This window comes from Microbacterium testaceum StLB037, assembly GCF_900104345.1.
GTDB classification, from domain to species: Bacteria; Actinomycetota; Actinomycetes; order Actinomycetales; family Microbacteriaceae; genus Microbacterium; species Microbacterium testaceum_A.
The window spans coordinates 17,536-44,276 of sequence record NZ_FNJN01000007.1; the positions used below are offsets into that span (position 1 = coordinate 17,536).

Below are 26,741 nucleotides of genomic sequence, written 5' to 3' on the forward strand. Positions count from 1 at the left end.
GGAGGACGGAACGGATGCCGTCAGCGCGGAGTGCTCTGCCCGCTCGGCGTCGCGGGTGACAGGGCGAAGACGGCGACCCCGGTGACGATGAGGGCCAGTGCGACCCCGAGGCCGAGGCCGAGCGACTCTCCCAGGAGGGGGACGGCGACGACGGCGGTGAGGACCGGGCTCAGGGCCCCGGCTGCGGCGGGCAGGCTGCTGCCGAGGTTCTTGACCGCGACGACGTAGCACGCGGTCGAGAGCAGGCCCGTCCCGACCCCCTGCACGAGGGCATAGCTTCCCACCGTCGACAGGTCGGCGGTGCCGGCGAGCAACGCGGACGGGAGCACCTCCGTGACCGCGAGCAGAAGAGCGGATGCCACGGACGTGATCGAGACGATCACGATCACGCCGACGGGATCGAGGCGCGTGCGGGCGACGCCGAGGGTGTACGCGGCCCAGACGAGGCCCGCCGCCAGCAGGACGGCGATGCCGCCGGGCCCGGTCGGTCCGCCAGTGAACAGGGCGCTGGCCGCCACCCCCGCCACGACCGCGGCGAGGGCGAGTACGCGCCGCCGCGACACCGTCCGGCGGACGCACAGGAACAGCAGGAGGGTGACGAAAACGGGGACGGTTCCCGGCACGAGCAACCCGGTGAGAGCCGCGGAGGTGAGGTGCGCGCCCCAGGCGAACAACAGGAAGTGCGGCAGCCCCGCCAGCAGTACGAGAGCCAGAACCGTCGGGCGCTCGGTACGGAGGGTGCGCAGCGTGCGGGGGATCCACGGGCTCAGGACCACCGCGGGCACGGCGAAGCGCACGATCGCGGCATCCGCCATGGTGAGTCCGGCCCCCTCGAGGGCGCGCGTGGAGAGGGCGAACGACGACCACAGCATGACGACGGCGGTCAGGGCGGCGACGCCGACCAGGGTGCGGCGTGGAACGGCGCGAGGCAGGGAGAGAGCGAACGTCGTCACCCTGCGAGCGTAGAAAGGACGGCGCCGCAGGCGATTGCGATGATTGCTCGATCGGTCTGATTTTTGGCAGAATCTGCTACATGGTGGACCTTGACCGCATCGACCGTCTCATCCTGCGCGAGTTGCAGCAGGACGGACGCCTCTCGAACCAGGAACTCGCCGATCGCGTCGGCCTGTCTCCATCGCCGTGTCTGCGGCGTGTGCGCCACCTCGAGCAGGCCGGGGTCATCGAGGGCTACCGCGCCGTCGTCTCGGCGAAAGCCGTGGACCTCACCATCACGGCTTTCGTGCGATTGCGGCTGGCCTCGCACGAGGGAAGCACCGTGGACGCCGTCGAAGAGCGGTTGCGCGCCATTCCGCACATCGTCGAGGCGCACCTGCTCGCCGGCGACTGGGACTACCTCGTGCGGATCGTCACGCCGAGCTTCGAGGAGTACGAACGGCTCCTGCGCGAGCACCTGCGAGCGATCCCCTCGCTGTCGTCGATCGACACGACCTTCGCGTTCGGAGTTACCAAGCCCGTCTCGCCCCTGCCCCTGGGGACGGAGCCGGGGCCCACGTGAGACCCGGGTCGACGATCGCGACCCGGGCCCGGGATCCCTCAGCGCGGCGAGCGCTGTTTGAGGACTTTCGCCTGCACCTTGCGGCGGATCTTCTGCACCTTCGGGTCCTTCCAGACCCGGTAGGCGACCGTTCCGGCGGCGGCCGCGCGGCCGATCGCCGTCCGGGCGAGCACCGCTCCCGCGAGTGCGACCGCTCCGGTTCCGATCCAACGTGCGACACCCATAGCGCCTCCTCGATTCCCGTGTGGAATCTCACCTCACACGATCGGAGGGCGGATGCCGCGCCGCTTGCGCCGACGCCCGCGGTGTGCGTCGGTCAGCGCAGCGACCCGCCCGAGGGGGCGGCGAACGGCTCGAGGGCGGCGATCACGTCGTCGCTCAGCGTGGCCTTGCTCGCCTCGACCGCGTCGTCGATCTGGCTCGGGCGCGAGGCGCCGATGATCGCGGTCGTGACGACCGGGTCGCGCAGCACCCAGGCCACGGCCAGCTGCGGGATTGAGAGTCCGGCTTCGCGAGCGACCCCGTCGATACCGCGGATGCGCTCGAGGTAGTCGTCGGTGAGCGCCGACTCGTCGAGGAAGCGGCTGTCGGCCGCGCGCGAGTCGGCGGGCACCGTGCCGTCGAGGTACTTGGCGGTCAGCAGCCCCTGCGAGAGCGGCGAGAAGACCGCGCTTCCGACCGAGAGCTCGCGCAGCGTCGGGAACAGCTCCGACTCGGGCGTGCGGTCGAACAGCGAATAGCGCGGCTGGTGGATGAACAGGCGGATGCCCTCGGCGGCGAGCAGCTCGTGCGCGCGGCGGGTGAGGTCGGCCGGGTAGTTCGAGATGCCCACGTACAGCGCCTTGCCGCTGCGCACGATGTCGGCGAGCGCGGTGACCGTCTCTTCGATCGGCGTCTCGGGGTCGACCCGGTGCGAATAGAACACGTCGACGTAGTCGGTGCGCATGCGGGTGAGGCTCTGCTCGAGAGAACGAACGAGGTACTTGCGCGACCCGCCGGCGCCGTAGGGGCCCGGCCACATGTCGTAGCCGGCCTTGGTCGAGAGGAACAACTCGTCGCGGTACGCGCGCAGATCGCTGTCGAGGACCGTGCCGAACGTCGTCTCGGCGGCACCGTAGGGCGGGCCGTAGTTGTTGGCCAGGTCGATGTGCACCACGCCCCGGTCGACGGCGTGACGCAGGATCTCGCGCTGCGAATCGAGGGTGCGGCCGCTGCCGAAGTTCTGCCACAGCCCGAGTGAGATGCGGGGGAGAGGGATGCCGCTCGCCCCGGCGCGCAGGAACGGCACGTCGTCGTAGCGGGTGGAGGACGGCGTGAACGCGGACGTCAGGCGGGGGTCATCGGCGGCGATGGGCATGGTTCTCCTCGGCGGTGAAGGGGGACACCGTCGACTCTGCCACGGATCGCAGCGGAGCTCAGGCGAGAACGCGCGAGAGCTCTTCGCGCAGGATGCCGGCACCCGCCGACAGCGCGCTCAGCTTCTCGAACGCCACCTGGCGCGGCAGAGGGGCCATTCCGCAGTTCGAGCTGGCGATGAGCTTGTCGGCATCCACGAACTGCAGAGCCCGCCGCAGAGTGTCGGCCACCTCTTCGGGAGTCTCCACCTCGTGACGGGCGACGTCGATCGCGCCGAGCATGACGTTCTTGCCGCGGATGAGCTCGATGAGGTCGATGGGCACGTGCGAGTTGTGGCTCTCGAGCGACACGGTGTCGATGCTCGAGCGCTGCAGCAGGGGGAACGACTCCTCGTACTGACGCCACTCGGCGCCCAGGGTGGCCTTCCAATCGGTGTTCGCCTTGATGCCGTAGCCGTAACAGATGTGGACGACGGTCTCGGCGCGCAGCCCCTCGGCGGCGCGCTCGAGGGTCGCAACTCCCCAGTCCTTCATCTCGTCGAAGAAGACGTTGAACGCGGGCTCGTCGAACTGGATGATGTCGACCCCTGCCGCTTCGAGCTCGCGGGCCTCCTGGTTGAGGATGGTCGCGAACTCCCACGCGAGCTTCTCGCGGCTGCGGTAGTGGTGATCGGCGAGCGTGTCGATCATCGTCATCGGTCCGGGCAGGGCCCATTTGATCGGGCGATCCGTCTGCTGGCGGAGGAACGCGGCATCCTGGACGAAAACCGGCTGGCGACGGCTCACCGCGCCCACCACGGTCGGAACGCTCGCGTCGTAGCGGTCGCGGATGCGGACGGTCTCGCGATTCTCGAAGTCGACACCCTCGAGGTGCTCGATGAAGGTCGTCACGAAGTGCTGGCGGGTCTGCTCGCCGTCGCTGACGATGTCGAGGCCACGGCGTTCCTGCTCCGTGGCGGCGCTGCGGAGGGCATCGTGCTTGCCTTCGACGAGTGTGTCGCCCTCGAGCTCCCAGGGCGACCAGAGCACCTCGGGCTTGGCGAGCCACGCGGGCTTGGGAAGGCTTCCGACGATCGAGGTGGGGAGGAGGGTGTTCACGGGGCGGGTCTCCGGGGAGGTCATCGGGTCGGGAGGGCGTCGGCGACGAGCCACGCGTCGAGCACGGCGCGGTGGGGCTTCACGAAGTGCTCCTCGGTGTAGCGACCCTGGGTGATGCCGAGGCGGCTGCGCTCTTCGCGGTCGTACGCGATGTTCGTGCGGGTGAAGTCGTCGTGCGCGAGGGTGGGACGGTAGACCTCGCCCGCCGGCTCGTGGGCGTTGTAGATCTCGGGACGGTAGATCTTCTGGAAGGTCTCCATCGTGGCCACCGTGCCGGCCAGCTGGAGATCGGTGTAGTCGGCCAGAAGATCGCCGCGGAAGTAGAACGCCAGCGGTGCGACGCTGCCCTGCGGCATGAAGTACCGCACCTGCAGGCCCATCTTGCCGAAGTACTCGTCGGTGAGGCTGAAGCTGTCCTGCTCGTACTCGAAGCCGAGTACGGGGTGCTCGACACCGGTGCGGTGGTACTCGCGGCTCGTCGATACGCTGATGCACACAACCGGGGACTGCGTATAGCGCTCGCGGTACGCCTCGGAATCGAGGAAGTGCTGGAAGAGCTTGCCGTGCAGGATGCCGAAACCCTCGGGCAGCGTGAAGGGCTTGCCCTCGCCGTTGGCCGTCGGCAGCAGCACGCTGAAGTCGTAGTCGCGCAGGTAGGACGAGAAGTTGTTGCCGACGATGCCCTGGTGGCGCTCGCCGGTGACCGTGTCGACGACGTGGATGTCGAGCACCTCGAGCAGGGGGAACTCGCGGTCGTCGCCGGCGTCGTCGTCGAAACGGAGTTCGGCCGAGACGATGTCCAGCTCGACGCGGTAGCGGTCCGCGTCGTCGCCGACGAGCTCGTTCATACGGCGATCGATCATCGCGAGGGCGTTCCGCAGGTTCTGCTGGCGGTGCTCGCCCCGGGCGAGGTTGGCGAAGTTCGTGGTGATCCGCGAGCTGGCCGAGGGCGCGTAGTCCTCGTCGAAGCGCGTGGTGGAGATGCGGAACGTGATGTCGTTCGCCATGTCGAGCCAATCGGGTAGGGCCGGGGTGGGCCGTGCGGTGATCGTGTCCTCATCGTGCGCCTTCGGTCGGGTCATCGGGTAATTCAGTACCGCTATGTCGCGGTATAGCCTCGACCTATGGCGAAGCGGGCGAGCGGCATCACGCTGCAGCAGATGCAGTACTTCATCGAGGTGGCCGCCGAGGGGTCCATCAGCGCCGCGGCCGACCTGCTCTACGTCGCGCAGCCCACGATGTCGGCCGCGATGCGCGATCTCGAGACGCGCGTCGGCCGCGACCTGCTCACCCGTTCCGCGCGCGGGGTGACGCTCACCGTCGACGGAGTGGAGTTCCTCGGCTACGCCCGCCAGGTGGTCGAGCAGGCGGAGTTGCTCGAGCAGCGTTACCTGGGGCGTCCGCCCTCGAGGCGCCTCCTCGGCGTCTCCGCCCAGCACTACTCGTTCGTCGTCGACGCGTTCGTGCGGATGGTGAAGGCGACGGATGCCGCGGAGTACGAGTTCTCTCTGCGCGAGACCCGCACCTTCGACATCATCGAAGACGTCCGGACGTTGCGCAGCGAGCTCGGCATCCTGTTCCGCAACGACTTCAATCGGAACGTCCTCGACAAGCTGCTGCGGGACTCGGGCCTCGCCTTCCACCCGCTCTTCCGTGCCGAGCCGCACATCTTCGTCTCGCGACGCAATCCGCTCGCCACGCGCGAGCGCGCGACCCTCGACGACCTGGCGGACCTCCCGCGTCTCACCTTCGATCAGGGCGCGAACAACTCGTTCTATTTCGCCGAAGAGATCCTCTCGACCCTCTCGAGCAAGCAGGAGATCCGGGTCTCCGACCGCGCGACCATCTTCAACCTCATGATCGGTCTCGACGGGTACACGATCTCGACGGGCATCATCAGCGACGACCTCGACCCCGAGATCGTCGCCGTCCCCCTCGACGTCGACGAGCGGATCGAGATCGGCTGGATCGGCCGCACCGCCATCCCCCTCACCGAGCAGGCCCAGCGCTACCTCGGCGAGGTGCGCGACGTGGTGGCGGGGTTCGGGGTGGAGGTGATCGGCTGACGGGCGCAGTGGGTCTATTGATCGCTCAGGCACGCCGGGCGTCGAGAATCGCCGACTCGAGATCCCCCCACCTCTCGATGGTGAGCGGTTCGCCGTCGACGAAGAACGTGGGAGTGCTGCCGACACCGAGCGCCCGACCTTCGTCGAAGTCGGCGCGGACCCGGGCTTCGGTCGCCGGGTCGGCGACCGCGGCGTCGTACGTCTCCATGTCGAGACCCAGCTCGACCGCGTAGTCGCGGAACACGGGTGCACGGGACTCGGTCGTGTGGCTCCACTGCGACTGACGCTCGAAGAGCACGCGATACATGTCTTCGAAGCGCCCCTGTTGCGCGGCGGCTTCGGCGGCGACGGCGGCGGTGCCCGAGTTGGCGTGACCCGGCAGAGGGAAGTAGCGCACCACGAACCGGATCTCGCCCCTGTACTTCTCGCGGACGTCCTCGACGACGGGGTGATACGCGGCGCACGCCTCGCACTCGAAGTCGAGAAACTCGACGATGCTCACGGCGTCGGAGTCGCCCGGGTCGAGCACGTGGGAATCGGCCCGCTCGACCTGCAGCGATCTCGGATCGGGGTCATCGGATCGATCGACGACGACGAAGACGGCGGCCGCGAGCGTGAGCGCGACGAGGATGGCGCCGGAGGCGATGAGGGCCTTCGCGAGGGGGCGCATGGGTCAGTGGTGCTTTCCGTCGTGGTCGTGATCGGAATCATGCTCGTCGTCATCGAGGAGCATGCCCACCGAGGTGGCGCAGGCGTCGCCGCGCCAGGCCTCGATCCCCTCGCGCACCGCGAAGGCCGCGATGACCAGTCCGGCGGCGGCATCCGCCCACCACCACCCGAAGATGCTGTTGGCGACCAGTCCCACCAGAACCGCCGCGGAGAGGTAGGTGCAGATGAGCGTCTGCTTCGAGTCGGCCACGGCCGTCGCCGAGCCGAGTTCGCGACCGGCGCGACGTTCGGCGAGCGAGAGGAACGGCATGATGACGACGCTCAGTGCGGTGATGACGATGCCGAGCGTGGAGTGCTCCACAGCACTGCGACCGATCGCAGCCATGACCGAGGTCGCCGCGACATATGCCGCGAGGGCGAAGAAGGCCACGGCGATGACGCGCAGCGTGCCCTTCTCCCAGCGTTCCGGATCGCTTCGCGTGAATTGCCAGGCGACCGCTGCGGCCGAGAGCACCTCGATGGTGGAGTCGAGTCCGAAGCCGATGAGCGCGGCCGACGACGCCGCCGATCCCGCCGCGATCGCGATGACGGCTTCGACCAGGTTGTAGGCGATCGTAATCGCGACGATCCAGCGGATCCGGCGCTGCAGGACCGATCGGCGATCGGCGGTGAGGCGTGTCTCGGCGGTGCTCATGCGCACGTGCACGTCTCGCCGGCGCAGCATCCGGGCTCGACGTAGAGCACGACTCGCAACAGCTCGTCGAGAGCGGGAGCGAGGTGCGAGTCAGCCAGCCGGTACCACGTGCGTCGTCCATCCGGCACCGACTCGACCAGGCCGCAGCCGCGGAGACAGGCGAGTTGGTTCGACATGACCTGCCGCGAAACGTCGAGCGCCTCGGCCAGATCCGAGGGGAAGGCGGGGGCTTCCCGAAGGGCGAGCAGGATGCCGGCACGGGTGCGGTCTGACAGCGCGTGTCCGAGCCGGGCCAATGCTGCGGTGTGCGTCGCGGTGGCGAGTGGAGCGGCGATCGACATGCTCGCGATAGTACATGATTCGCTGTATTGAAGAATCTGTCGTCGTGCCGCGGGGGCCTGCGAGCGCGCCGGCGCAACTGTGAGAGCTTCGCCGGCGTCCAACGCGTCAATGCCAGGATGGGGCATGGCATTCGGGATGACCCGCGACGTGTTGCGCCCCACGGACTCCTCGCGCGCGGACCGGGTGACGTACGTCGAGCTGTTCTTCGACTTGATGTTCGTTCTCGCGCTGACGCAGTTGTCCGCCTACCTCTCCGAGAACCAGACGCCGCTCGGAGCTTTCGAGGGCGTCATCATGGTGTGCGCTCTGTGGTGGGCGTGGGTGTCGACCACATGGGTCACCAATTGGCTCGACCCCGTGAAGCTCGCCGTGCGCGGAGCGGTCGTGGCTCTGGGTTTCATCGCGCTCGTGATGAGCGTTTCGATCGCGGAAGCATTCGGCGATCGAGCGTGGGCGTTCGCTGTGGCATACGTCGTCCTGCAGATCGGGCGCACGGGATTCATCGTGTGGGCGACCGTTCGTCACGACCGGCGGGTGGCGCACGATTTCGCTCTGATCCTCGGATGGACTGCCGTCGGCGGGGCCCTCTGGATCGTCGGTGCGGTGTTGCCGCCCGCCGGGCAGCTGCCGTTGTGGACCGCGGCTCTCGCGCTCGAACTGCTCGGCACGATTCTGGGGTACCCGGTACCGGGTCGAGGAAGGGTGCTGCTTCAGTCGTGGGACCTGTCCGGTCCCCACATCGCGGAGCGGACGGCGCTCTTCGTCCTCATCGCCGTCGGCGAGGGACTGCTCGTCACCGGCCTCGCTTTCGTCGAGAAGGAGTCGTCCGCGTCTTCGGTGGCATCGCTGGTGACGGCGTTCGTCGCTGCCGCGGCGGCGTGGTGGATCTACTTCGATCACGGCGAGCGCGTCGGCGCGGAGGCGATCGAGGAGTCGGACGAACCCGGCCGTCTCGCGCGCACGGCCTACACCTGGGTGCACCTTCCGATCATCGGCGGGATCGTGTTGATGAGCGTGGGCGACAAGGAAATGCTGTCGCAACCCGATCAGCGAAGCGTCGCCGCGACGATCGTCATCGTCGGCGGGCCCCTCCTGTTCCTCGCCGGAACGGCGCTGTTCCGGCGCACCCTCGAAAGACGGTGGCCGCGAGCTCAGCTGCTCGGCCTCGTCGGTCTGGCTGCGCTCGCGGGGATGGCCCTTTTCCTCCCTGTCCTGAACGCGCTCGGATTGTCGATCGCGGCCGCGATCCTTCTCGCCGGTGTCGCAGCCGCCGAGACCATCGAGCGGGTGCGTCGTGGACGTAGGGCGGGGGGATGAACGCACCTCTGTCACTGCCGCCGGTGTGGAGTGCCGTGATCGCGCTCTTCTCTAACGACGTGTCGACGTGAGCCCGCGGAAAACCGATGCTTCGACTCCTCGACGCGTACGTGCTAGACGCGCTAGGCGCTTTGGACGACCGCACCGCTCGATCCATGGCGGAGATGGCGCCGAAGACGATCGCAGCGCTGAACGTGCCGGCCTCGACCTGGCAGCAGGCCGTTGAACTCTCGATGGAGATGCCGCCGAGTTCGATGGCCGAGCTCCGGGCGAAATGGGAGCAGTACGTGCACGAAGCGCTCGCCGCGGGCGTGACCTCCGACGTGCTCGCCTGGACGCACAAGATGGTCGATGTGCGATTCGGGATCGAGTGAGAACCCGTTGATCGACCCGACGGTGTCGGTTACCGGCTGAGGCGGATGCCGAACTGAAGAGGATGCGGCGCGAAGATCGCGACGTGCGGTGGGCCCCGTGGGGCTCGAACCCACGACCCGCGGATTAAAAGTCCGATGCTCTACCGACTGAGCTAGAGGCCCTCGCCGTCCAGCCTACCGGCCTCGCGGGGGCGCTTGTGCTCACCGGCGTCGCCGGGACACGATCCAGAACAGGTAGGCGCCCCCGGCGACGGCGGTGAGCAGGCCGACCGGAATCTGTAACGGTGCCAGGGCGCGCTGGGCGATGACGTCGGCGACGAGGAGCACGGCGGCGCCCGTGACCGCGGAGCCGACCAGGGGGATCCCGCTGGTGCCCATGGTGCGTCGAGCGAGTTGCGGTGCGGCGAGGGCGATGAAACCGATGGGACCGGCGACCGCGGTCGCGGTCCCCGTGAGAAGCGCGGCGACGACGACCAGCACGAGGCGTATCCGCCCGGTGCGCACCCCGAGGGCGACAGCGGTGTCGTCGCCCAGCTCGAGAGTGCGGAAGTCGCGGTACACGACGATCAGCACGAATGACAGGATGCCGATCGACGAGAGCAGCAGCGCCACATCGTCGAGAGATGTCGCCGCCAGGCTCCCGTGAAGCCACTGCGTCGCGTTGCGGGCGATCTCGAGCGGGGCCCTGGTCAAGAGGTAATCGTTGGCCGCCGACAGCAGGGTCGAGAGCGCGATCCCGGCGAGGATCGTCCGCTCTCGCGAGACGCCCACGCTGCGGGCGATGGCCATGACGACCACGACGGTCAGCAGACCGCCGATCCATGCCCCGGCGGCGGGAGAGGCGGCCGGCGCGAGAAGAGTGAGCCCGACGAGGGCGCCGGTGGCCGACCCGGCGCTGAATCCGACGATGTCGGGGCTCGCGAGCGGGTTGCGGGCGAGCGTCTGGAACACGGCCCCGGCCATGCCGAGGGCGGCGCCGATGGCGAGAGCGGCCAGAATGCGCGGGACGCGCAGGCCCACGACCACGACGCTCGTCCGGCCGTCACCCTCTCCGGTCAGCGCGGATGCCACCTGCCCGAGGGACGCCTGGAAGGAACCCGTCGTGAGCCCGACCACCGCGGCGATCGCCGCGACGACGAGCGTGCCGACCAGGACCAGCGCGTATCGGCGGCGCCGTCGCGAGCGCGCGGGAGTGCGGAGGAGGGTTGCCGTGGTCACGGCATCCGCTTCTTCCGGAGGATGAGCCACAGCAGCAGCGGGGCCCCGAGGAAAGCGGCGACGATCCCCGCCTCCACCTCGCCCGGAGGGGCGATGACTCGACCGAGGACGTCGCTCGCGAGCGTCAGCGCTGCCCCGGTCACGGCGGCCAGGGGGAGCGACGTCCGGACGGACCCGCCCACCGCGCCGCGAACGGCGTGAGCCACGAGCAGCCCGATGAAGGCCAGGGGTCCCGCTGCCGCGGTCGCGGCGGCGCAGAGCAGGGTGATGGCGACGCCCGAGCCGATCATGACCAGCGGGGGAGAGACCCCGAGTGCCCGCGCCAGGTCGGCGCCGAGCTGCAGCTGATCGAGGCCCCGCGCCACGACGACGGCGAGCAGGAGGCCCACGACGGCGAAGGGCAGGAGCTGGAGCGCGACGTCCGGGTCGCGGCGCTCGAACGAACCGACCGCCCAGAAGCGGAACGATTCGAAGGTGTCGTCATCGGCCAGCGTGATGATGCGGACGACGGCGCCGAGACACTCGCTGAGCGCCACCCCGGCCAGGACGAGACCGATGGTGTCGTCGCGCCGCTCGCCGCGGACGGCGGTGTGCACCAGCAGCGACGCCCCCGCCGCGCCCGCGACGGCGAACCAGACGTATCCGCTCGCCGTCGCGACCCCGAAGAACCCGATGGCGACGACGACGCCGAGGGCGGCGCCCGCGTTCACCCCGAGCAGGCCCGGGTCGGCGAGCGGGTTCCGGGTCGCCGCCCGCATCAGTACGCCGGCCACGCCGAGACAGGCCCCGGCGAAGATCGCGGTGAGGGTGCGCGGTAGGCGGAGCTGATGGACGATGACGCCGGCGGCATCCTGTCGATCCGAGAAGAGGGCCGACACGACATCGAGGGGGCTGAGGGCGCGAGATCCCACGGCGAGACTCGCGAGGACGAGTCCGACGAGGATGCCGCTCACGACCAGGAAGAACATGACCGCGCGTCGTCGCGACGACCGTCGACTCGAATCCCGTTCCGCCACGCCCGGGACGGTGGGCGGCTGGACGACGATCACATAGGTAAGGATAACCTAACCGGGTGATCGACTTTCGTTTCCCGTCCTCTCGTGCCCGATTCCGTCCTCGACGACTCGTCGGCGTCGGCCTCGCTGCAGCCGTGCTCGCCCTCGCCGGATGCGCCGGCCCCGCCGCGGGCCCTTCGGCGGTGGATGCCGAGGCCGGCTCGACCGGGGAGTGGACCGTCTCGCGCGACCTCGAGCCCGGCATGGGCTCCGCGCAAGCCGACGGCGTCTTCCCCCGCGAGGTGACGCACTTCGCCGGCACGACCGAGATTCCGTCCGAGCCGAAGCGCATCGCGGTCGTCTCCACGGGGCAGCTCGACGCGCTCCTGTCTCTGGGGCAGGTGCCGGTGGCGGCGACCCGCGCCGAGAACAGCGGACTGGTGCCCCGGTATCTACTCGACGCGTTCCCCGACCGGGTGCCGGCGCTGGACGCCATGTCGGACATCGGTCAGCGGACCGAGCCCGACCTCGAGGCGATCGCTCAAGCCGCGCCCGATCTGATCCTGATTAACTCGACCCGGGGTGCCCAGCTCTACGACGCCCTCGCGGCCATCGCGCCCACCGTGGTGACGAAGGGCAACGGGGTGAATTGGAAGAGCGACTTCCTCCTCATCGCCGACGCCCTGGGTGACGAGGGCGATGCCCGCGGCATCCTCGACGATCTTCAGGCGCAGAGCGCCGCTTTCTCGCAGACCCACCCGGCGGGGGAGCCGGCCGTATCTTTCCTGCAGTCGACGGGCGACCGCACGCGCATCATGGGACTGCCGTCTTTCGCGGGAGGCATCGCGGAAGATCTCGGTCTCGGACGCCCGGAGTCGCAGCGGTTCGACGAGACGTCGCAGGAGATCAGCGCCGAGCAGATCGACCTCGCCGACGCGGATCACGTGTTCTACGGCGGGACGGGGGAGGGCGTCTCGTTCATCGAGCAGGCACCGCTCTGGCAGACCCTCTCCGCCGTCGCCGGGCAGAAGGCGACGACCGTGGACTTCGACCCGTGGTTCATGAACGCCGGCCCTGTCGCCGCCCGGCTCGTGCAGGACGAGATCATCCGCACGGTCGGTTCCTGACGAACGAAAGCGAGCGCCGGACCCCCTCGCCTGGGGTCCGGCGCTCGCCGTCAGGATCGGTCGATCATCGACCGCTCGGAAACGCGAAGACTCGCGCGTCCGTGAATTACATGGCCGGGGGCATCAGCACCGAGTCGATGAGGTACACCGTGGCGTTGGCGGTCTGGACGCCACCGCAGATCACGTTGGCGTCGTTCACCTTGATGGAGTCGCCCGAGCCCGAGACGGTGACGTCCTGGCCCTCGACCGTGGTGTGCGTGCCGTCGATCGCGTCGGGGGCGATCTGGCCGGGGACCACGTGGTACGTGAGGATCTTGGTCAGGGTGGCCGAGTCGGTCTTGAGGCCGTCGATGGTGGCGGCCGGGATCTTGGCGAACGCGTCGTCGACCGGGGCGAAGACCGTGAACTCCGAACCGTTCAGCGTGTCGACCAGGTTGACGTCGGGGTTCAGCTGGCCGCTGACGGACGCGGTGAGCGTCTTCAGCAGCGGGTTGTTCGACGCGGCGGTGGCCACCGGGTCAGCAGCCATGCCGGCGACCGAGCCGGAGCCCGAGGGAACGGCAGCGGCGTAGTCGGCGCAACCGGGGCCGACGAGGTTGGCGGCCGGGTCCATCGCGCTGGACGACATCGACGGCGAGGCCGACATCGAGGGCATTGCGCTCTCGTCGGTGGTCGAGCCACCCGAGGTGGTGCCACCCGAACATGCGGTGAGAGCGAAGGCCGAGCCCAGAACGAGGGCGAGACCAGCGACAACGGGCTTCTTGTTGGTGAGCATGACATTCCTCCGAAATCATCCGGATCGCGTCTGCGACCCGTCAGGGACACCCCGGTGCGAGGGGCGGTTCGCCGTGGAGCGGCTTACACAGGGTCTTCGGGACCCCCTCGGGATCGGATTGCGAAATGTTGCGGATTCGACCGGTCGCCGGCATTCGGAGGGCTTTAAATCCCTGGTCAAGCGAGAATAAATATTCTTCAGAATGTTTTTCGATCGAACCCGGTGACGCCCGGAACGCCGCGGAGGCTCAAGATAACGGTTTGCCCCGAGCTGTCTCGCCACGCACATATACGCGCGCGAGGTTGCGCGGGGCGTAGGCAATGATGGGGTCATGGTGATCGACGGTTTCGACCTTCCCGACGACGGGACGGAGAACGCCGACCACGTGGGTGTCCTCTTGCAGCGCGTCGCCGCCGGCGACCGCGCCGCTTTCGCCGAGTTGTACGACTCCCTGTCGGCCCGCGCCTTCGGTCTGATCCTCCGTGTGCTCGTGGACCGCTCGCAGAGCGAGGAAGTGCTTCAGGAGGTCTTCCTCGAGATCTGGCAATCCGCTGGGCGCTTCACTCCGAACAGAGGTCAGGGAAGATCGTGGGTTCTCACGATCGCGCACCGTCGAGCGGTGGACCGCGTGCGGTCCTCGCAGTCGAGCGTCGATCGAGATGTGCGCGCGGGCTTCCGGGATATGGACGTCGCATACGACGCCGTGTCCGAGAAGGTCGAACTGAAAATGGAAGGGCGGCGCGTCGTCGATGCACTGGCGACGCTCCCCGAGGCGCAGAAAGAAGCGCTCACGCTCGCTTATTTCGGCGGGTACAGCCAAAGTGAGATCGCGACCCTCGTCGGGGCGCCGCTCGGTACGGTCAAGACACGAATGCGCGACGGATTGTCGCGCTTGAGAATGGAGATGGGGGTGGACAAGTGAACGAGAGGGATTTCGCCGACCTCGCCGTCGGACACGCGCTCAACGCGCTCTCCGAGGCTGATGAGCGCGCGTACCAGGAGGCTCTCGCGGGTAACCCGAACTGGGACCACCACGTGCGCCATGCCGTCGACGCGGTGGCCGCGATCGGCGACTCCGTCGAGCCCGTCGAGCCTCCGCCGTCCGTGCGGGCTTCGCTGTTCGCGCGCATCTCCGACCTCCCGCAGGAGTCAGCGGCATCCGCTTCCGCCGCCGAATCCGTCGACGACGTCGAGGACTTCGCCGCGGCCGGCCCCGCTGTCACCGAGCCCGAGCGCGAGGCCGTCACGGTCGGCGCGTCTCCGGGATCCGGATGGGGTGCCCGTCGCTGGTTCGCACTGGCCGCATCGTTCGCCGCCGTCCTCGTGCTCGGCTTCGGCGCCGTCACCGTCAGCCAGTTGTTCGCTCCGCCTGCCGCGGTCGTCGCCCTCCAGCAGATCGAAGATGCACCCGACGCGCAGTCGGCCTCGGCCACCATGCCCGACGGAACGGTCGCCACGGCGCACTGGTCGCCCTCGAGCGGAAAGAGCGTGCTTGTCGCCGACGGCATGCCGGCGCTGCCCGACGGCAAGACCTACGAGCTGTGGTTCGTTCGCGGTGAGAACCAGATCGCGATCCCGGCCGGGATCTTCGAGCCGGATGCCGATGGCAACGCCACGGCTCAGCTCTCGGGTGAGATGCACAGCGGTGACGTCATCGCCGTGACGGTCGAACCCGCGGGTGGTTCTCCCGACGGCACGCCGAGCTCGGCCCCCGTGCTCGCCGTCGCCACGGCCTGATCACCTTCAGACTGCCTGTTCCGGTGCCGTCGCCAGCGGGTACCTCGCGTGCGGCCCGCCCCGCGAGGGGGACGCTTTAGCCTGGATGCATGAGCGATTCCCCCCGCGAATTCCACAAGCCGGTTCGGCGTCCCGCAGAGCTGTTCGACCGTCTGTTCTCGGCGGAGGACCCGGCCGAGGTGTCGCGGGTCGCGCACAGCACGGCGCAGGCGCTCTTGTCGCGCGTCCGCGCCGATCCGAGCATCGACGTGGTCGAGCGGCTGGTGGCGTTCACCGACGATCACGGCATCGACGACATCGCCGAGCTGTGGTCGCGCTCGCCCGCTCGCTCCCTTCCCGGCTCGCTGTGGCGCCTCTACCTTCTGCAGCTGATGATCCACGACGACGCCGCCACGGCCGCCCTGCTCTACGAGCGCGGTCGGGTGGAGATGGCGACGGTTGATGCCGTGGTGGCCGGGGCTCCCGCGCCGGCGGGCCCCGAAGAGCTGGTGCAGCTGATCGACACCATCCTGCGCGGGCTCTTCGAAGGGGACTTCGCCGTGGCCCTCGATCGCGCCGCGGCGTTCTGCCGTGTGCAGGCGGCAGGGTCCACGCACCTCGCCGACGACTACGAGAACACCGAGTCGGAGCGGGCATCTGCCCTCACCACGCGCGCTCTGCGGCTCGCCACGTACGCGGAGGACCTGTCGGCGTCGGCCGCTCTTTGGCGCCGTGACGCGCTGACCTGAGCGGAAAAGATAAGTGCCGGACCGCAGAACGCCTCTCGGCGCATGGCCGCTCATAGCGGCAGAAGATGGAGCCCGGGGTTACTGCGGCCCGGCTAGGAAAGTGTAACAAGCCCCGCCCGCGGACATTCCCTGGAACAGCCCGGTTGACAAGACCCGGGCGTGTCGGCGGTGCGGCGTAGGCTCGGCTCATGGCTTGGCGCTTCGCTCTCGTGATCGACCCTGCGGCACCCGATGACGAAGGCGCCGACTACCGTGACACGCTGCACGAGATCGACCCACACGGTCCCGCCCTCGGGGTGGGTGAGCTCAGTGCTCAGCGCGGAGACGGCGTGTTCGAGAGCCTCGGCGTCGTCGACGGCCATCCGCACGAGGTCGGGCCGCACCTCGCGCGCCTCGCGCATTCCGCGGCGCTCTGCGACCTCCCCGCGCCGAACCTCGCCCAGTGGCGCGTCGCGATCGAGCGCGTGGCGCGCGAGGCGGGGGCGGGTGAGAACGTCATGAAGCTGCTGCTCAGCCGCGGCGTCGAGCACGGCCCCGCGCCGACGGCGTGGATCACGCTCGCCGACGCCCCCGACAACACGAGCGGACGAACGACAGGGGTCGCTGTCGCCACCCTCGATCGCGGCTACGCCCTCGACGTCCCCGCGCGCGCTCCCTGGCTCCTGCTCGGGGCCAAGACGCTCTCGTACGCCGTCAACATGGCCGCCATCCGCGAGGCGAAACGTCGCGGGGCCGACGACGCCGTGTTCGTCACGAGCGACGGCTACCTGCTCGAGGCGCCCACGGCATCCGTCGTCCTGCGTGTCGGCGACCGCTTCGTGACGCCCGAGCCGCAGGCCGGCATCCTGCACGGGACGACGCAGCTCAGTCTGTTCGCGTACCTCGAGGGTCGCGGCTTCACCACGGCGTACGAGACGGTGCCGGCGAAAGACCTCGCCACCGCGGATGCCGCCTGGCTGCTGTCGAGCGTGCGGCTCGCCGCCCCGATCCGATCCGTCGACGGGATCGAGGTGCCGGTGGACCGCGCCTTCACCGATGAACTGAACGCCTACCTGCTCAGCCCCCGCGACTGAGCGGCCGGGGAACGACGAAGGCCCCGCCGGAGCGGGGCCTTCGCACGGGACTGCTTATCCGAAACGGCCCGAGACGTAGTCTTCGGTCGCCTGGACGCTGGGTGCGGTGAAGATCGACGCGGTGTCGTTGTACTCGATGAGCTTTCCGGGCTTGCCGGTGCCGGCGATGTTGAAGAACGCCGTCTTGTCGCTCACACGCGAGGCCTGCTGCATGTTGTGCGTCACGATGACGATCGTGTACTCGCTCTTCAGCTCGCCGATCAGCTCTTCGATCGCGAAGGTCGAGATCGGGTCGAGGGCCGAGCACGGCTCGTCCATCAGCAGCACGTCGGGCGAGACGGCGATGGCGCGCGCGATGCACAGACGCTGCTGCTGACCGCCCGAGAGGCCGCCGCCGGGCTTGTCGAGACGGTCCTTGACCTCGTTCCAGAGGTTGGCGCCCCGCAGCGACTTCTCGACCAGGGCGTCGGCGTCGCTCTTCGGCATCCGCTTGTCGTTGAGCTTCGCGCCGGCCAGCACGTTCTCGCGGATCGACATCGTCGGGAACGGGTTGGGGCGCTGGAAGACCATGCCGACGTGGCGACGCACGAGCACGGGGTCGACGCCCGGACCGTAGAGGTCGTCGCCGTCGATGAGCACGCGGCCCTCGACGCGACCGCCGGGGATGACCTCGTGCATGCGGTTCAGCGTGCGCAGGAACGTGGACTTGCCGCAGCCCGAAGGGCCGATGAAGGCGGTGACCGAGCGGGGCTCGATGTCGATCGAGACGCCCTCGACCGCGAGGAAGTCGCTGTAGTAGACGTTGAGGTCCTGGACCTCGATGCTCTTGGACACGAGTGAGTGCCTTTCTGGGCTCAGCGCGCCTTGGGCGCGAACACCGCCGCCACGATACGGGCGATCAGGTTGAAGATGACGACGAGGACGACGAGCAGGAAGGCCGCACCCCAGGCGTTCGCCTGAGACGCATCGATGTCCTGACCGGGGAAGCTGTACGCGGTGTAGGCCATCACGGGGAGGGTCTGCATCGGGCCTTCGAACGGGTTGGCGTTGAAGTTGTCGGTGAAGCTCGCCGCGATGAAGATCGGCGCGGTCTCACCGACGACGCGGGCCACGGCCAGCACGACACCGGTGATGATGCCCGATGCGGCGGTACGCAGCACGACCTTGATGATCGTCGCCGAGCGCGGCACGCCCAGCGCGAGGGACGCCTCGCGCAAGTCGGCCGGGACGAGGCGCAGCATCTCTTCGGTGGAGCGGATGACGATCGGGATCATCAGCACGCAGAGGGCGATGGATGCCGAGAACCCGCTGAACGCCTTCGGACCGACGACCAGGCTGAACAGCGAGAACGCGAACAGACCGGCGACGATCGAGGGGATGCCGGTCATCACGTCGACGAGGAAGGTGATCGCGCGACGCAGCGGGTTGTTCGGCTGCGCGTACTCGACCAGGTAGACCGCGGCGAGGACGCCGATCGGCACCGAGATGAGGGCGGCGATACCCGTGATGATGAGCGTGCCCGTGATGGCCTGCCAGGCACCCGCCGTCGCGACGACCTCGAGGGTGTCGGGGTTGAAGGCGGTGCCGCCCACCTGCGTGACGAAGTTCCAGTTGACCACCGCGAGGCCCTTGGAGACCACGGTCCACAGGGTCGAGATGAGGGGTGCGACCGCGAGGAGGAACGCGACGGTCACCAGGCCGCGGACGACGCGGTCCACCGCCTTGCGGCGATTCTCGACGATCGAGGACCCGACCCCGATGGCGATCAGGTACAGCACCGCCGAGAGGATCAGCCACGTCGCGAGGGCGAAGCCGCCCAGCAGGAGCTGGATGACCGCGACCACGACGGCCACGCCGACCAGGAGCGCGGGCTCGATGAAGCGGGGCAGCTGGCCGCTGGTGAGGGCCAGGGGAGACGAGGACGAGGGGGCCGTGACGGTCATGAGCGCTTGCCCTTCTTGCGACCCTTCGCACCGGGGCCCGTCGCCCCGATGATGTAGCGGGCGAGCATGTTCACCGCGAGAGAGACGACGAACAGCATGAGGCCGGTACCGATCAGCGCCGAGCGCTGGAGGTCGGTGGCGATCGGGAAGTTCAGCGCGATGTTGGCCGCGATGGTCTGCGAGTTGTATCCGTCGGTGAGCAGCAGCACCGAATAGATCAGGCTGGGCGAGACGATCAGCGCGATGGCCATCGTCTCTCCGAGCGCGCGGCCGAGACCGAGGAGCGTGGCCGAGACCATGCCGCTGCGGGCGTAGGGGAAGACCGCGAGGCGGATCATCTCCCAGCGCGTGGCGCCCAGCGCGAGGGCGGCCTCTTCGTGCAGGCGCGGGGTCTGCAGGAAGATCTCGCGCGTGATCGAGGTGACGATCGGGAGGATCATCACGGCGAGGACGACACCACCGGTGAACATCGTCGAACCCGTGGTCGAGACCGGGCCCTGGAAGAGCGGGATCCAGCCGAGGTACTGGTTGAGGAACTCACCGACCGGCACGAGTAGCGGGCGCATGACGATGATGCCCCACAGGCCGAAGACGATCGAGGGGACCGCGGCCAGCAGGTCGACGATGTAGCCGAGGAAGCCGGCGATCCGACGCGGGGCGTAGTGCGAGATGAACAGCGCGATGCCGATGGCGACCGGCGTGCCGATGACCATGGCGATGAGCGCGGCCCAGATGCTGCCGAACAGCAGCGGACCGACGTACTCCCAGAAGTTGGTCCAGCTGCCGTTCTGGTAGCCCGCGAGGTCACCCTCGGTCCAGTTGCCGGTGATCGCGGGGATGCCGCGGATGATCAGGAAGATCGCCACCCCGGCGAGGATGATCATGATCGACACGGCGGCCGTGGTCGACAGCCCCAGGAAGACCGAATCGCCGACGCGGCGCTTGCCGACGATCGACGTCCGAGGCGGGGGAGGGGAGGACGGGGCGGTCTCTGTGTCAGCGACGGTGTCAGTCACGGGGGACCTCACGCTCGGCACGGGTCATGGTTCTCCTCGGTCGGGTGTTCTCTGAGGATGCTGGCTCAGCGGAGCGTTCGAGCTGGTCGACCGCTCCGATCAGCCCGGCCCGGTCCGCACACGAGGTGCGGGCCGGGCCGAGTCCGAAGAGATGTTTACTTGATCGACGCGAGCGTCTCGGCAGCAGCCGAGAGCACCGAGTCGGGCAGCGGCGCGGAGCCGGCGTTCTTGGCCGCGACCTGCTGGCCGAGCGTGCTGGTCACGAAGCCGAGGTACGACTTGACGAGCTCGGACTGCTTGGCGTCCTTGAACGTGGTGCAGGTGACGGCGTACGACACGAGCGGGATCGGGTACGTCTCAGCGGTGAGCTTCGAGTAGTCGAACTTCTTCGACAGGTCACCGGCGACACCGTTGCTGGCGTCGACCGCGGCGGCCGCGAAGGTCGCGGTGACGGCCTCGGGGCTGTACGCGATGGCGGTGCCGTCCTGGATGATCGACGCGGCGTTCAGGCTGCCGATGGCGGAGTGGTCGGCGTAGCCGATGGTTCCGGTGCCGGCCTTGACGGCCTCGACGACGCCCGAGCCACCCTTCTGCTTCGACACGTTGCCCTCGATGGGCCAGTCCTTGCCCGCGGGCGAGGTCCAGACCGACGACTGCGTCGCGGCGAGGTAGTTGGTGAAGTTCTGCGTGGTGCCCGAGCCGTCGGAACGCGCGACGGTGGTGATGGCGCCGGCGGCGAGGGCCGTGCCGTTGTCCTTGGTGATGGCCGGGTCGGACCAGTCGGTGATCTGCAGAGCGAAGATCTTCGCGATCGTCTCGCCCGAGAGCTTCAGGCTCGTGACGCCGGGGATGTTGAAGATGATGGCCACGCCGTCGAGGTAGACGGGGATGTTGACGCCACCCTCGGTGCAGAGGGCCTTGGACTGGGCCGTCTGGTCCGCGTTCAGCGGCGAGTCGGAGCCGGCGAAGTCGTACGCGCCGCTGAGGAAGTTGGTGACGCCACCGCCGGAGCCCTGCGACTTGTCGTAGTTGATCGTGACGCCCTTGGCCTGGGCGTTGTACGCGCTGGTCCACGCGGCCTGCGCGTTGGCCTGGGCGCTCGAGCCACCCGCGGTGATCGTGCCCGAGAGGTTCGGGTCGACGGTGAACGCGACGTCGGACGAGGTCGACGAGGGGGTCGAGCCCGCGGCGTCGCCGGAGCCCGAGGGGCCGGCGCAGCCGGCGAGGGTCAGGGAGGCCACGGCGGCCACGGTGCCCAGCTGGGCGAGTCGGGAGAGCTTCACGGTGTGAATCCTTCGCATGTCGGGAACAGGAACCCGGTGCAGGGTTCGTCGTGAACGGTAAACAGCGACTGCTAACAGACTGCGTTGCACGGGTGAACGGAAGGTGAACCGGGGCGGCCGTTCCGGGGTGTTTTCCCGGGGGTTGTACTGTTCATCCCCGTGACGACCTCCGCTTCCCAAGCTCAGGCCCCGCTCGACCGGACGGGGGCCGCGGCTCCCGCGCGCACCCTCATCGACATCCTCACAGACGTCGCGTCTCGGCATCCGGAGGCCTCCGCGATCGACGACGGATCCGGAGCGCTCAGCTACCGCGAACTGCTCGCGCGGGTGAGGCGGACGGCGGCGGCCCTGCACGAGGCGGGGGTGCGCCGGGGCGACCGGGTGGGCGTGCGCATGCCGTCCGGGTCGAAGGAGCTGTACGTCTCGATCCTCGCGGTCATGGCGGCGGGCGCCGCTTACGTGCCGGTGGATGCCGATGACCCCGACGAGCGCGCGCGCCTGGTGTTCGGCGAAGCCGGGGTGCGCGGCATCGTCGCGGGGGAGGGGGAATTCGTCGCGGCCGAGGGTGATCTCGTCCGTCTCTACGACGGAGCGGCGCCGCACCCCCGCACGAGCGCCGTCCCCATCGTCGCCCCGCCCGCGATCGACGACGATGCGTGGATCATCTTCACCTCGGGATCCACGGGCGTCCCGAAGGGCGTGGCGGTGTCTCACCGTTCGGCGGCGGCGTTCGTCGAGGCGGAGGGGCGGATCTTCCTGCAGGGCGAGCCGCTCGGCCCCGGCGACCGCGTGCTGGCCGGACTGTCGGTCGCGTTCGACGCCTCGTGCGAGGAGATGTGGCTCGCCTGGGGACACGGGGCGTGCCTCGTGCCGGCTCCTCGTTCTCTCGTGCGCTCGGGGGAGGACCTGGCCCCGTGGTTGCTGCGGCAGGGGATCACGGTCGTCTCGACCGTTCCGACCCTCGCCGCGATGTGGCCGGCCGACTCGATCGAGAACGTGCGCCTGCTGATCTTCGGCGGAGAGGCGTGTCCGCCCGAGCTCGCCGCTCGCCTCGTGGCCGAGGGGCGCGAGGTGTGGAACACCTACGGTCCGACCGAGGCCACCGTCGTGGCGTGCGCGGCTCCGCTCGACGGCTCTCTGCCCGTGCGCATCGGCCTGCCCCTCGACGGGTGGGCCCTCGCGGTGGTGGATGCCGAGGGACTCCCCGTCCCCGAGGGCGCGGTGGGCGAGCTGATCATCGGCGGTGTCGGCCTCGCCCGGTATCTCGATCCCGCGAAGGACGCCGAGAAGTACGCACCGATGCCGACCCTCGGGTGGGAGCGGGCGTATCGCTCGGGGGACCTCGTGCGCTTCGAGCGCGAGGGGCTGGTGTTCCAGGGGCGCGCGGACGATCAGGTCAAGGTGGGCGGCCGCCGGATCGAGCTCGGTGAGGTCGAATCGGCGCTGCAGAATCTTCCGGACGTGAGCGCGGCGACCGTGGCGGTGCGGACCACCGAAGCGGGGGTGCCGGTCCTCGTCGGCTATCTCGTGATGGAGGTCGGAGCCGAGCTCGATCGCGGGGCTGCCCGTGCGGCTCTCGCGGAACGACTCCCGGCCGCGACCATCCCCCTCCTCGGCGTGGTGGACTCCCTGCCGGTCCGCACCTCGGGCAAGGTCGACCGCGCGGCCCTCCCGTGGCCCCTGCCCGGACTGGAAGCCCCCGCCGCGACGGACTTCTCGGTCGACGAGGCCTGGTTGGCCGAGCAGTGGCAGGCCGTTCTGGGCATCCCCGTCACCGAGCGCAAGGCCGACTTCTTCGATCTCGGTGGGGGGTCGCTCGCCGCCGCGCAGCTCGTCTCGCGCATCCGGGCACGGGTGCCGGAGTTCTCAGTCGCCGACATCTACGACGTTCCGCGCCTCGGGGCCATGGCCAAGGCGCTCGGACCGCAGCTCTCCGACGAGACGCCCGCCGCCTTCCACCGCGCCGAACCGACGCCGCGCACCACCCAGTGGGCGCAGACCCTCCTCGGCGCTCCGCTGTTCATCCTCTCAGGTGTGCGGTGGCTGCTGTACCTGCTCACGGCCTCGGCGCTCCTTCGGCTCGTCCCCGGATTCGACGTGCTGCCGTCGGTGCCCTGGCCGGCTCTCGTCGTCGGTCTCCTCGTCTTCGCGACGCCGTTCGGGCGCATGGCGATCGCCGTGGCATCCGCTCGACTTCTTCTCTCGGGCGTGCGCCCCGGCGACTATCCGCGGGGCGGGTGGGTGCACATCCGGCTCTGGCTCGCCGAGCAGATCGCCGATCAGGTGGATGCCGTGGGTCTGGCCGGAGCCCCCTGGGTGTCGTACTACGCCCGGGCGCTGGGCGCGCGGATCGGTCGGAACGTCGACCTGCACGCGTTGCCTCCCGTCACGGGGATGCTCGTCATCGGCGACGGGGCCTCGATCGAGCCCGAGGTCGACCTGACCGGGTACTGGATCGACGGTGACCTCGTTCGCATCGGCGAGGTGCGCATCGGCGCCGAGGCCACGGTCGGCGCTCGCTCGACGCTCGCACCCGGCACCCGCATCGGTCGCCGTGCCGAGATCGCGCCGGGCTCGGCCGTCTTCGGACGCGTCAAGGCGGATCAGTCGTGGGCGGGATCGCCCGCCGTCCGCGTGGGCGGGACGGCGAAGGGGTGGCCGACGCACCGGCCCCCGGCGCCCACCCGCTGGCTGTGGGCCTACGCGGCATCGGCGGTTGTGCTCGCTCTTCTCCCGCTCGCCTCCTTCACCGTGGGCGGTCTCGTCGTGGCGCAGGGGATCCGCGGGGCGGACGATCTCGGCCACGCGGCCGCGGGCGCCTTCGCCTGGCTCGTCCCGGGTGTCGCCGTCGCGGGCCTGGTGTTCGCGGCATCCGTGGTGCTTCTCGTGCGCGTGATGTCGATCGGCCTCACCGAGGGCACCCACCCGGTGCGCAGCCGCGTGGCGTGGCAGGCGTGGACGATCGAAAGACTCCTGGATGCCGCCCGCACGGTGCTCTTCCCCCTCTACTCCTCGCTGTTCACGCCCGTGTGGCTGCGCCTGCTGGGTGCGCGCGTCGGACACGACGTCGAGGCCTCGACGGTTCTTCTGATCCCGTCGATGACGCGCATCGAAGACGGGGCGTTCCTCGCCGACGACACGATGGTCGCGTCGTACGAACTGCGCGCGGGGTGGATGCGCATCGGGCCCGTACGGATCGGCAAGCGCGCCTTCCTCGGCAACTCCGGAATGGCCGCGCCCGGCCACCGCGTTCCGCGGGACGGGCTGGTCGCCGTGCTGTCCGCAGCGCCGATGAAGGCCAAGGCGGGATCGTCCTGGTTGGGCTCGCCCGCGGTGCGCCTTCGCCGGCTCTCGGCCGAGGGTGACGAGTCGCGCACCTATCGACCGACCGCGAGCCTGCGTCTCGCGCGGACGCTGTGGGAGCTGTGCCGCTTCGTGCCGGTCGTCGTCACCTGCGCGATCGGCCTCGGCGTGATGTTCGCTCTCGCCGCGCTCTGGGTCGTGCTCGGTCCGGTGTGGACGCTGCTGTTGTCGGGCGTCGTGCTGCTCGCGGCGGGGGCTGTCGCCGCGGGGGTCTCGACCGCGGCGAAGTGGGCCATCGTCGGCGTGATCCGCGCGGGCGAGCAGCCGCTGTGGTCGAGCTTCGTCTGGCGCACCGAAGTGTCGGACACCTTCACCGAGATGGTTGCGGCCCCGTGGTTCGCGCGCGCGGCGGCGGGAACCCCGGCGCTCGCCGTCTGGCTGCGCAGCCTCGGCGCGAAGATCGGTCGCGGCGTGTGGTGCGACAGCTACTGGCTGCCCGAACCCGACCTGGTCACGTTGGGCGACGCGTCAACCGTCAACCGCGGATGCGTCGTTCAGACGCACCTGTTCCATGATCGAATCATGAGTATGGATACCGTCGAGCTGGAGCCGGGGTCGACCCTCGGTCCGCACAGCGTCGTCCTCCCCGCCTCCACCCTCGGCGCGCACGCGACCGTGGGGCCCGCCTCGCTCGTCATGCGCGGTGAGACCGTCCCGGTCGGTTCGCGGTGGAGCGGCAACCCCATCGGTCCGTGGCGCGCGGTGAAGGTGCGCGCGTACCAGTCGACGACGTGAGCGTGGCCGACCCCTACGCCCCGCAGAGCGGCGACCTCTCGTACGACGTCGAGTCGTACGACCTCGCGATCGGCTATCGCGTCCGCACGAACCGCCTCGACGGCGTCGCCACGATCGTCGCGGTCGCGCGCGAGGCCGTGTCGTCGTTCACTCTCGATCTCGTCGGCCTCCGAACGTCGCGCGTGCGCGTCGACGGGGCGGTCGCGCGATTCTCGGCGGGGCCGCGGACTCTGCGTGTGACGCCCCCGCACGCTCTCGCCGCCGGGGACCGCTTCGAGGTCGAGGTGACCTACGCGGGTGCGCCCGCTCCCCGCCGGTCGCGGTGGGGAACCGTGGGCTGGGAGGAGCTGACCGACGGCGCTCTCGTCGCGGGGCAGCCCATCGGCGCCCCGACGTGGTTCCCGTGCAACGACCGCCCCGACAACAGGGCGCGCATGCGCCTCGAGATCACGGTCGACGACGGCTACGCCGCCGCCGCCACCGGCGTCGCGGGGTCGAGCACGCGGCGGGGTGGTCGGACGACGACGACGTTCGTCTCCGACGTCCCCACGGCGACGTACCTGGCGGCCGTGCACGTCGGTCGGTACCGCACGCGTCAGCTCGAGGGCACCGGTGACGCCCCGGTGCCCGCCGTCACGGTCACCGCCCCTCCCGCCCTGACCGCCGCGGTCGATCGCGCCTTCGCGACGGTGCCCGACATGCTGCGGGCCTTCGACCGCTTCTTCGGGCCGTACCCCCAAGAAGCGTGCACCCTCGTGGTGACCGCCGACGAGCTCGAGATTCCCCTCGAGGCGCAGGGGCTCGCCGTGTTCGGGATGAACCACCTCGTTCCCGCCGCGCAGCGTCTGGTGGCGCACGAGCTGGCCCACCAGTGGTTCGGCAACAGCGTGGGCATCGCCCGGTGGAGCGACATCTGGCTCAACGAGGGCTTCGCCTGTTACGCCGAGTGGCTGTGGTCGGAGACCTCGGGAGGGGCCTCCGTCGAGTCGTGCGTCGCGGACTACTACGCGCGACTCGCCGCGAAGCCGCGCGACCTCCTGCTGGTCGATCCCGGGCCCGATGACATGTTCGACGACCGGGTCTACAAGCGCGGGGCCCTCACGCTGCACGCGCTGCGGCGCACGCTCGGCGACGAGGCGTTCTTCGATCTCCTGCGGTCGTGGACGGCGGACCACCGCCATGCCCTCGTCACCACGGATGATTTCCGCGCCGCGGTCGAGCGCGCCGGGGGACCCGATGCCGCGGCGGTGCTGTCGCGGTGGATCGACGACGTGGCATTGCCCGTGCGACCCTGACGGCCGGCTCGCGTCGTCGTTA

At 69.5% G+C, this 26,741-nt stretch carries 26 protein-coding genes and 1 tRNA gene; 11 read left to right on the forward strand and 16 right to left on the reverse strand.

What is annotated here, in order from left to right; translation table 11 throughout:
- Nucleotides 1–20: 20 nt before the first annotated feature.
- The gene (locus tag BLS25_RS14205) at nt 21–953 is read right to left on the reverse strand and encodes a DMT family transporter (protein WP_074696594.1); all 933 of its coding nucleotides are present in this window, start codon (nt 951–953) and stop codon (nt 21–23) included.
- Nucleotides 954–1,033: 80 nt separating this feature from the next.
- Between BLS25_RS14205 and BLS25_RS14210 the strand changes: the two genes are divergently transcribed.
- Nucleotides 1,034–1,516, forward strand: a complete 483-nt coding sequence (locus BLS25_RS14210) for an Lrp/AsnC family transcriptional regulator (protein ID WP_056229413.1) — start codon at nt 1,034–1,036, stop codon at nt 1,514–1,516.
- 38 nt (nt 1,517–1,554) lie between these two features.
- Here the strand turns inward: BLS25_RS14210 and BLS25_RS14215 are convergent, their stop codons facing one another.
- From BLS25_RS14215 to BLS25_RS14230, 4 genes are all read right to left on the reverse strand, one after another.
- Nucleotides 1,555–1,740, reverse strand: a complete 186-nt coding sequence (locus tag BLS25_RS14215) for a hypothetical protein (protein WP_056229409.1) — start codon at nt 1,738–1,740, stop codon at nt 1,555–1,557.
- 92 nt (nt 1,741–1,832) lie between these two features.
- Entirely contained in the window at nt 1,833–2,873 is a 1,041-nt protein-coding gene (locus tag BLS25_RS14220) for an aldo/keto reductase (RefSeq protein ID WP_074696595.1), read from the reverse strand.
- Between the two features lie 58 nt (nt 2,874–2,931).
- A complete protein-coding gene (locus BLS25_RS14225) occupies nt 2,932–3,969 on the reverse strand; it encodes a methionine synthase (protein ID WP_074696821.1) in 1,038 nt (345 codons plus the stop codon).
- Between the two features lie 20 nt (nt 3,970–3,989).
- Nucleotides 3,990–4,976: a putative oxygenase MesX gene (locus BLS25_RS14230; protein WP_074696823.1), complete on the reverse strand. Its 987-nt coding sequence runs from the start codon at nt 4,974–4,976 to the stop codon at nt 3,990–3,992.
- A 117-nt stretch (nt 4,977–5,093) separates the two neighbouring features.
- Between BLS25_RS14230 and BLS25_RS14235 the strand changes: the two genes are divergently transcribed.
- A complete protein-coding gene (locus BLS25_RS14235; RefSeq protein WP_074696596.1) occupies nt 5,094–6,035 on the forward strand; it encodes a LysR family transcriptional regulator in 942 nt (313 codons plus the stop codon).
- Between the two features lie 25 nt (nt 6,036–6,060).
- Here BLS25_RS14235 and BLS25_RS14240 read toward each other — a convergent pair whose 3' ends face one another.
- From BLS25_RS14240 to BLS25_RS14250, 3 genes are read right to left on the reverse strand one after another with little or no spacing between them, the layout of a single operon-like run.
- On the reverse strand, nt 6,061–6,705 hold the full coding sequence (locus tag BLS25_RS14240) for a DsbA family protein (protein WP_074696598.1): 645 nt from the start codon (nt 6,703–6,705) through the stop codon (nt 6,061–6,063).
- A 3-nt stretch (nt 6,706–6,708) separates the two neighbouring features.
- Nucleotides 6,709–7,398: a cation efflux transmembrane domain-containing protein gene (locus tag BLS25_RS14245; protein WP_074696825.1), complete on the reverse strand. Its 690-nt coding sequence runs from the start codon at nt 7,396–7,398 to the stop codon at nt 6,709–6,711.
- Nucleotides 7,395–7,739: an ArsR/SmtB family transcription factor gene (locus BLS25_RS14250; protein ID WP_074696600.1), complete on the reverse strand. Its 345-nt coding sequence runs from the start codon at nt 7,737–7,739 to the stop codon at nt 7,395–7,397. The genes BLS25_RS14245 and BLS25_RS14250 overlap by 4 nt, the downstream gene beginning before the upstream one ends.
- 124 nt (nt 7,740–7,863) lie before the next feature.
- Between BLS25_RS14250 and BLS25_RS14255 the strand changes: the two genes are divergently transcribed.
- Both BLS25_RS14255 and BLS25_RS14260 read left to right on the forward strand, forming a co-directional pair.
- Complete coding sequence (locus tag BLS25_RS14255) at nt 7,864–9,057, forward strand: low temperature requirement protein A (protein WP_074696602.1); 1,194 nt, start codon at nt 7,864–7,866, stop codon at nt 9,055–9,057.
- Nucleotides 9,058–9,212: 155 nt separating this feature from the next.
- Entirely contained in the window at nt 9,213–9,431 is a 219-nt protein-coding gene (locus BLS25_RS14260) for a hypothetical protein (RefSeq protein ID WP_074696603.1), read from the forward strand.
- Nucleotides 9,432–9,520: 89 nt separating this feature from the next.
- Here the strand turns inward: BLS25_RS14260 and BLS25_RS14265 are convergent.
- The 3 genes from BLS25_RS14265 to BLS25_RS14275 form a co-directional block, all read right to left on the reverse strand.
- Nucleotides 9,521–9,593 (reverse strand) — tRNA-Lys (locus tag BLS25_RS14265).
- A gap of 39 nt (nt 9,594–9,632) precedes the next feature.
- Nucleotides 9,633–10,649, reverse strand: coding sequence for a FecCD family ABC transporter permease (locus tag BLS25_RS14270; protein WP_074696605.1), 1,017 nt, complete (start codon nt 10,647–10,649; stop codon nt 9,633–9,635).
- Nucleotides 10,646–11,698: a FecCD family ABC transporter permease gene (locus BLS25_RS14275; protein ID WP_081349872.1), complete on the reverse strand. Its 1,053-nt coding sequence runs from the start codon at nt 11,696–11,698 to the stop codon at nt 10,646–10,648. The genes BLS25_RS14270 and BLS25_RS14275 overlap by 4 nt, the downstream gene beginning before the upstream one ends.
- 23 nt (nt 11,699–11,721) lie before the next feature.
- On the opposite strand from BLS25_RS14275, the gene BLS25_RS14280 reads away from it, so the two are divergent.
- Complete coding sequence (locus tag BLS25_RS14280) at nt 11,722–12,771, forward strand: iron-siderophore ABC transporter substrate-binding protein (RefSeq protein WP_074696608.1); 1,050 nt, start codon at nt 11,722–11,724, stop codon at nt 12,769–12,771.
- A 106-nt stretch (nt 12,772–12,877) separates the two neighbouring features.
- Here the strand turns inward: BLS25_RS14280 and BLS25_RS14285 are convergent, their stop codons facing one another.
- Nucleotides 12,878–13,546, reverse strand: coding sequence for a fasciclin domain-containing protein (locus BLS25_RS14285; protein WP_074696610.1), 669 nt, complete (start codon nt 13,544–13,546; stop codon nt 12,878–12,880).
- A 331-nt stretch (nt 13,547–13,877) separates the two neighbouring features.
- Between BLS25_RS14285 and sigK the strand changes: the two genes are divergently transcribed.
- The 4 genes from sigK (at nt 13,878) to BLS25_RS14305 (ending at nt 17,084) form a co-directional block, all read left to right on the forward strand.
- Entirely contained in the window at nt 13,878–14,468 is a 591-nt protein-coding gene (gene sigK / locus BLS25_RS14290; protein WP_056229327.1) for an ECF RNA polymerase sigma factor SigK, read from the forward strand.
- On the forward strand, nt 14,465–15,283 hold the full coding sequence (locus BLS25_RS14295; protein WP_074696612.1) for an anti-sigma factor: 819 nt from the start codon (nt 14,465–14,467) through the stop codon (nt 15,281–15,283). The genes sigK and BLS25_RS14295 overlap by 4 nt, the downstream gene beginning before the upstream one ends.
- Nucleotides 15,284–15,372: 89 nt before the next feature.
- Entirely contained in the window at nt 15,373–16,011 is a 639-nt protein-coding gene (locus tag BLS25_RS14300) for a hypothetical protein (protein WP_056229321.1), read from the forward strand.
- 188 nt (nt 16,012–16,199) lie between these two features.
- Complete coding sequence (locus BLS25_RS14305; protein WP_074696614.1) at nt 16,200–17,084, forward strand: aminotransferase class IV; 885 nt, start codon at nt 16,200–16,202, stop codon at nt 17,082–17,084.
- A gap of 54 nt (nt 17,085–17,138) precedes the next feature.
- Here the strand turns inward: BLS25_RS14305 and pstB are convergent, their stop codons facing one another.
- The 4 genes from pstB to BLS25_RS14325 all read right to left on the reverse strand — a co-directional run bounded on the left by pstB (nt 17,139) and on the right by BLS25_RS14325 (nt 21,326).
- Nucleotides 17,139–17,918 (reverse strand): phosphate ABC transporter ATP-binding protein PstB, encoded by a 780-nt coding sequence (gene pstB / locus BLS25_RS14310; protein ID WP_056229315.1) that lies wholly within the window; start codon nt 17,916–17,918, stop codon nt 17,139–17,141.
- A 20-nt stretch (nt 17,919–17,938) separates the two neighbouring features.
- Nucleotides 17,939–19,027: a phosphate ABC transporter permease PstA gene (gene pstA, locus BLS25_RS14315; RefSeq protein ID WP_056229312.1), complete on the reverse strand. Its 1,089-nt coding sequence runs from the start codon at nt 19,025–19,027 to the stop codon at nt 17,939–17,941.
- The gene (pstC, locus tag BLS25_RS14320; protein ID WP_074696616.1) at nt 19,024–20,043 is read right to left on the reverse strand and encodes a phosphate ABC transporter permease subunit PstC; all 1,020 of its coding nucleotides are present in this window, start codon (nt 20,041–20,043) and stop codon (nt 19,024–19,026) included. The genes pstA and pstC overlap by 4 nt, the downstream gene beginning before the upstream one ends.
- Before the next feature lie 155 nt (nt 20,044–20,198).
- The gene (locus tag BLS25_RS14325; RefSeq protein WP_074696617.1) at nt 20,199–21,326 is read right to left on the reverse strand and encodes an extracellular solute-binding protein; all 1,128 of its coding nucleotides are present in this window, start codon (nt 21,324–21,326) and stop codon (nt 20,199–20,201) included.
- Between the two features lie 159 nt (nt 21,327–21,485).
- On the opposite strand from BLS25_RS14325, the gene BLS25_RS14330 reads away from it, so the two are divergent.
- Both BLS25_RS14330 and BLS25_RS14335 read left to right on the forward strand, forming a co-directional pair.
- Nucleotides 21,486–25,424 carry a Pls/PosA family non-ribosomal peptide synthetase gene (locus BLS25_RS14330; RefSeq protein WP_081349873.1) on the forward strand — a complete coding sequence of 1,313 codons (3,939 nt, stop codon included), beginning with the start codon at nt 21,486–21,488 and terminating at the stop codon, nt 25,422–25,424.
- Complete coding sequence (locus BLS25_RS14335) at nt 25,421–26,719, forward strand: M1 family metallopeptidase (protein WP_074696827.1); 1,299 nt, start codon at nt 25,421–25,423, stop codon at nt 26,717–26,719. Before BLS25_RS14330 ends, BLS25_RS14335 begins: the two co-directional genes overlap by 4 nt.
- Nucleotides 26,720–26,741 lie beyond the last annotated feature (22 nt).

What these genes read in the sequence shown, in the direction of transcription:
- BLS25_RS14245 (WP_074696825.1), bottom strand. Translation starts at nt 7,398, where the DNA reads ATGAGCACCGCCGAGACACGCCTCACCGCCGATCGCCGATCGGTCCTG.
- BLS25_RS14260 (WP_074696603.1), top strand. Translation starts at nt 9,213, where the DNA reads ATGGCGGAGATGGCGCCGAAGACGATCGCAGCGCTGAACGTGCCGGCC.
- BLS25_RS14220 (WP_074696595.1), bottom strand. Translation starts at nt 2,873, where the DNA reads ATGCCCATCGCCGCCGATGACCCCCGCCTGACGTCCGCGTTCACGCCG.
- BLS25_RS14300 (WP_056229321.1), top strand. Translation starts at nt 15,373, where the DNA reads ATGAGCGATTCCCCCCGCGAATTCCACAAGCCGGTTCGGCGTCCCGCA.
- BLS25_RS14240 (WP_074696598.1), bottom strand. Translation starts at nt 6,705, where the DNA reads ATGCGCCCCCTCGCGAAGGCCCTCATCGCCTCCGGCGCCATCCTCGTC.
- BLS25_RS14305 (WP_074696614.1), top strand. Translation starts at nt 16,200, where the DNA reads ATGGCTTGGCGCTTCGCTCTCGTGATCGACCCTGCGGCACCCGATGAC.
- pstA (WP_056229312.1), bottom strand. Translation starts at nt 19,027, where the DNA reads ATGACCGTCACGGCCCCCTCGTCCTCGTCTCCCCTGGCCCTCACCAGC.
- BLS25_RS14210 (WP_056229413.1), top strand. Translation starts at nt 1,034, where the DNA reads ATGGTGGACCTTGACCGCATCGACCGTCTCATCCTGCGCGAGTTGCAG.
- BLS25_RS14285 (WP_074696610.1), bottom strand. Translation starts at nt 13,546, where the DNA reads ATGCTCACCAACAAGAAGCCCGTTGTCGCTGGTCTCGCCCTCGTTCTG.
- BLS25_RS14235 (WP_074696596.1), top strand. Translation starts at nt 5,094, where the DNA reads ATGGCGAAGCGGGCGAGCGGCATCACGCTGCAGCAGATGCAGTACTTC.
- BLS25_RS14230 (WP_074696823.1), bottom strand. Translation starts at nt 4,976, where the DNA reads ATGGCGAACGACATCACGTTCCGCATCTCCACCACGCGCTTCGACGAG.
- sigK (WP_056229327.1), top strand. Translation starts at nt 13,878, where the DNA reads ATGGTGATCGACGGTTTCGACCTTCCCGACGACGGGACGGAGAACGCC.
- BLS25_RS14250 (WP_074696600.1), bottom strand. Translation starts at nt 7,739, where the DNA reads ATGTCGATCGCCGCTCCACTCGCCACCGCGACGCACACCGCAGCATTG.
- BLS25_RS14215 (WP_056229409.1), bottom strand. Translation starts at nt 1,740, where the DNA reads ATGGGTGTCGCACGTTGGATCGGAACCGGAGCGGTCGCACTCGCGGGA.
- BLS25_RS14255 (WP_074696602.1), top strand. Translation starts at nt 7,864, where the DNA reads ATGGCATTCGGGATGACCCGCGACGTGTTGCGCCCCACGGACTCCTCG.